This is a genomic window from Mycobacterium sp. (genome assembly GCF_032159765.1).
GTDB lineage: Bacteria > Actinomycetota > Actinomycetes > Mycobacteriales > Mycobacteriaceae > Mycobacterium.
This window is the reverse complement of record NZ_JAVHWM010000065.1, coordinates 1-3,095: the sequence shown is the minus strand read 5'-3', so window position 1 is coordinate 3,095 and position 3,095 is coordinate 1. Positions and strand designations below refer to the sequence as shown.

At 62.9% G+C, this 3,095-nt stretch carries 2 protein-coding genes; one reads left to right on the top strand and one right to left on the bottom strand.

Features of this window, described 5'->3' with window-relative positions; genetic code table 11:
* The first annotated feature begins 215 nt into the window (after positions 1-215).
* Entirely contained in the window at positions 216-1,409 is a 1,194-nt protein-coding gene (locus tag QOH60_RS07915) for an Imm63 family immunity protein (RefSeq protein WP_526418852.1), read from the top strand.
* A 13-nt stretch (positions 1,410-1,422) separates the two neighbouring features.
* On the opposite strand, the gene QOH60_RS07910 is transcribed toward QOH60_RS07915, so the two are convergent.
* The gene (locus tag QOH60_RS07910) at positions 1,423-2,271 is read right to left on the bottom strand and encodes a MinD/ParA family ATP-binding protein (RefSeq protein WP_526418850.1); all 849 of its coding nucleotides are present in this window, start codon (positions 2,269-2,271) and stop codon (positions 1,423-1,425) included.
* Between the last annotated feature and the right edge of the window lie 824 nt (positions 2,272-3,095).

The following is a 3,095-nucleotide window of genomic DNA, read 5'->3' as shown; positions in this document are numbered from 1 at the left end:
ACGGCACCACCGAGTGGATCCCGCCGCCACACCTCGACAACGGGCAACCCCGCCGAAACGACTTCCACCACCCCGAACGGCTGCTCGGTGGTGACGACGAAGACGACGAAGACGGCGACGACGCCGCATAGGAGCCGCGGCGCGGACTCCTGCGAACGTTGTGGCGGCTCACGGTAACTGATCCGGTTGTTCACTCGCCCCCACTGCATGGACGGGTGCGGATCGCCGACCCGCCGGCACGGCCGCCCGAATTGCAGCACCACTCGCAACACAAACCGCGCAAGCCCGATAAATTTGCATCCGTGGCCAGATTTGTTTTACATACCGTCGATGTCGGGCCGCAGGATCTTCCGGGCCAGCTTCCCCTACGAGCTACCATCGTCGGTCGCCTCACCGGCATTGACCGCGATGACTACTGGTGTGCCCACCTGGATGCTCCATTGAAATACCATCTGCCGGCAGGGTTCGACCGCCGCCGCACAGCATCAACGGCGCTTTCGGACGATCAGGACGGGCCGCTCCTCTGGGTCGAGCACCTCGTCGTCTGCTCGCGGCAATCGGGCACACGACTTCGTTCTGGGATGACCAACCTCGCCGTGAATATCGCCTACGTCGTTGACCCAAGTCTTTGTAATGAGGATCGTCTGGATATGCGGAAGATCGACTACGTTGCCGTCGGCGAGATCGACGACAGCCCGGCGAGCGACATCGAAGATGTTGCTCCTCCTCCGATTACAGCTGCTGACCATGAGTCGAGCGCACGTGCTCCCGACACCTCGCCAAGCTCTGGGCCAATAGCAACCGACATGTCTGAGGTTTCGCCGGGTGCGCTGGCCGATTCGGAGACGGAGTCTGAGGTTTCGCCGGGTGCGCTGGCCGATTCGGAGACGGGATCTGAGGCGTCGCCTGATGTGACACCGCAGCCCGATCCCGTGGTTGAAGCGTCGTCGAACACACCCCCGATACCGGAGTCTGCATCAACCGGCTCTGACGCGATCATCTCCGACACGGATTTTATGAACCTGCGTGATGAATGGGTGGGGAGGCTGACGGCGGTAGCGGGGGAGAAGCCGCGCTACGTTCCTGAACCCGTTGGGTCGCACGCGACGGGCGTGTTCTACAGGATCGAGGCTAATGAGCTGAGCTATCAGGCCGTCCGAAATGGCGAAATCGTATGGGTGCGTAAGACAGTGGAGCCTTACGAACTCCTGTATTGGATTGTCTCTGACGTCGCCAGTGCTATCGCACGCAGCCGTAACCGAGAGCCCTCGGTCGGCAGGTACCGCCCACCATGGGTGGTGGATTGGCACGCCTTAATGAATTCGCTCTCACCACAATGGGCTCTACGCACACAGGCGCGCATCGACGCCATGACGCAAGACGAGTGGCGGCGGCGACGGCCTACCTAGACTTCCCGCGCGGCTAGCGCCCTCTCTGCTCCCGGCGAGGCCCTGTGGTGTCGGCGAAATGTTCTGCGACTACTGCGGCAATCTCAAGAAACCGTCGCCGGGTACCCGGTGCCATTTCGTGGACTACGTCAATCACACCGCCCGGCCGCAGGTGGGGATCGAACGGCACTTGGAACACTGGCTGACCTCTGCTCGCGAACTGGTGCGCAAGGATGTTGCGAGTGCGGGTATTCGCGTGTCCGTCGGAATCGTTGAGAACGATGACAGTGTTGGCCAGGAGCGCCCGCATGCCCTGGTTATGGAGGTACTCAAGGGTCTGTCCAGCCGCCGATGCGCCGTCGACCCATGGCGACGACACAACGATCAACGCATCCAGGTCGCGTAGAGCCTCCTGCGTGACCGGCGCATCGATCGTTGATCCGCAGTCCACGATTGAGATAGTGAAATGGCGATCGAGTCGCGCGGCCGCCTCACGGTAGATCGCTGGATCAAGGACGCGTCGGCGGGCCGTTGATGCTTCGCCAGCCAGGACAAACAGTCCGGCCGGGTTGTTGCCCACGCAGGTGCGCACATCAGCGAAGCTGTCGAGGTGATCGTCGGCGGTTAGCTCCCAGTACGAGGCGGTGACGCTAGGGTCCACCCGCGACGCGAGCTTGCCGAACGCCGTATCGGCGTCGAGCGCCACAACCCTGTCGTCTGGCCGCAACGTTGCGAGGGTTGACCCAACGCTTGCCGCAACAGTTGTCTTGCCGACACCGCCCTTGCCTAGGACGCCGATCTTATAGTTGCCGCGTAATAGGGTGCGGACCTTGGTCTCGAGCGCGACTTGACGCACCTCGTCGGGCGACTGCCCCAAATTCACAAGCCCGAACGTTGCCCTGAAAAGGATTCCGCGCCAACCGCGCCCGGGCGGAACCTTGCGCGTCGGCACAAGATCACTGGTGCGAATCGTGTCGGTGTAGTTACCCCACCCAGGTGACGGTGTGGGGGGCCTGATGGGCGTGTGCGAGCGTGAAGCACCCGACACCGGGACGGCGGCTGAGGGATTTGGAGATTGCGGCGGCCCTGCCTGCCATGCGGATGCGGAATGTGGTGCCGGAAACGCTCGGGTCTCCTCGTCAGGGCCTGCGCCGGGCTGGTGCGCCGCGGGTGCCCGCGCATCATCGTTATGGACACCGCGCGATGGCACGGCACGCTGCGGAAACTGGGCTGGGTAGCCGCTAGGCGGCTGGTCCAAGGAGGGAGCGGGCTGGGTCGGCGGCGAAGATGGTGTGGGCGGGGGGGACCAACCATGCGGTGGGGTGTGCTCGGACGGTCTAGCCGACTCGTCGGGGGGTGGTCCAAGATGCTGTTCAAGAAAGTCTTCGCGCTCGCTCACATCCGTTTACGTTACGGCGTTCACTTGGCGCGGCGTCGAGGCGTGTCCAGATCGCCAACCTCGCGATGGCAGTACATCGCTTGACGTAGTGGACGTCGGGCGGCGCCATCCGTCCGTGCCGGCCGCCTCTTAGCGACATCCGCATCGGACATCCTCGCGCTGGCGAGATACGGCGGCCAATGGTTGCATCGCGATACATTCCGATATATCGTAAACGTATCGGGAGCGCACACAGTGCTTCCGTCCACAATCAGAAATGAGACACACACATGACTAACCCATTCGAGGGCCACGAGGATGGCCCACAG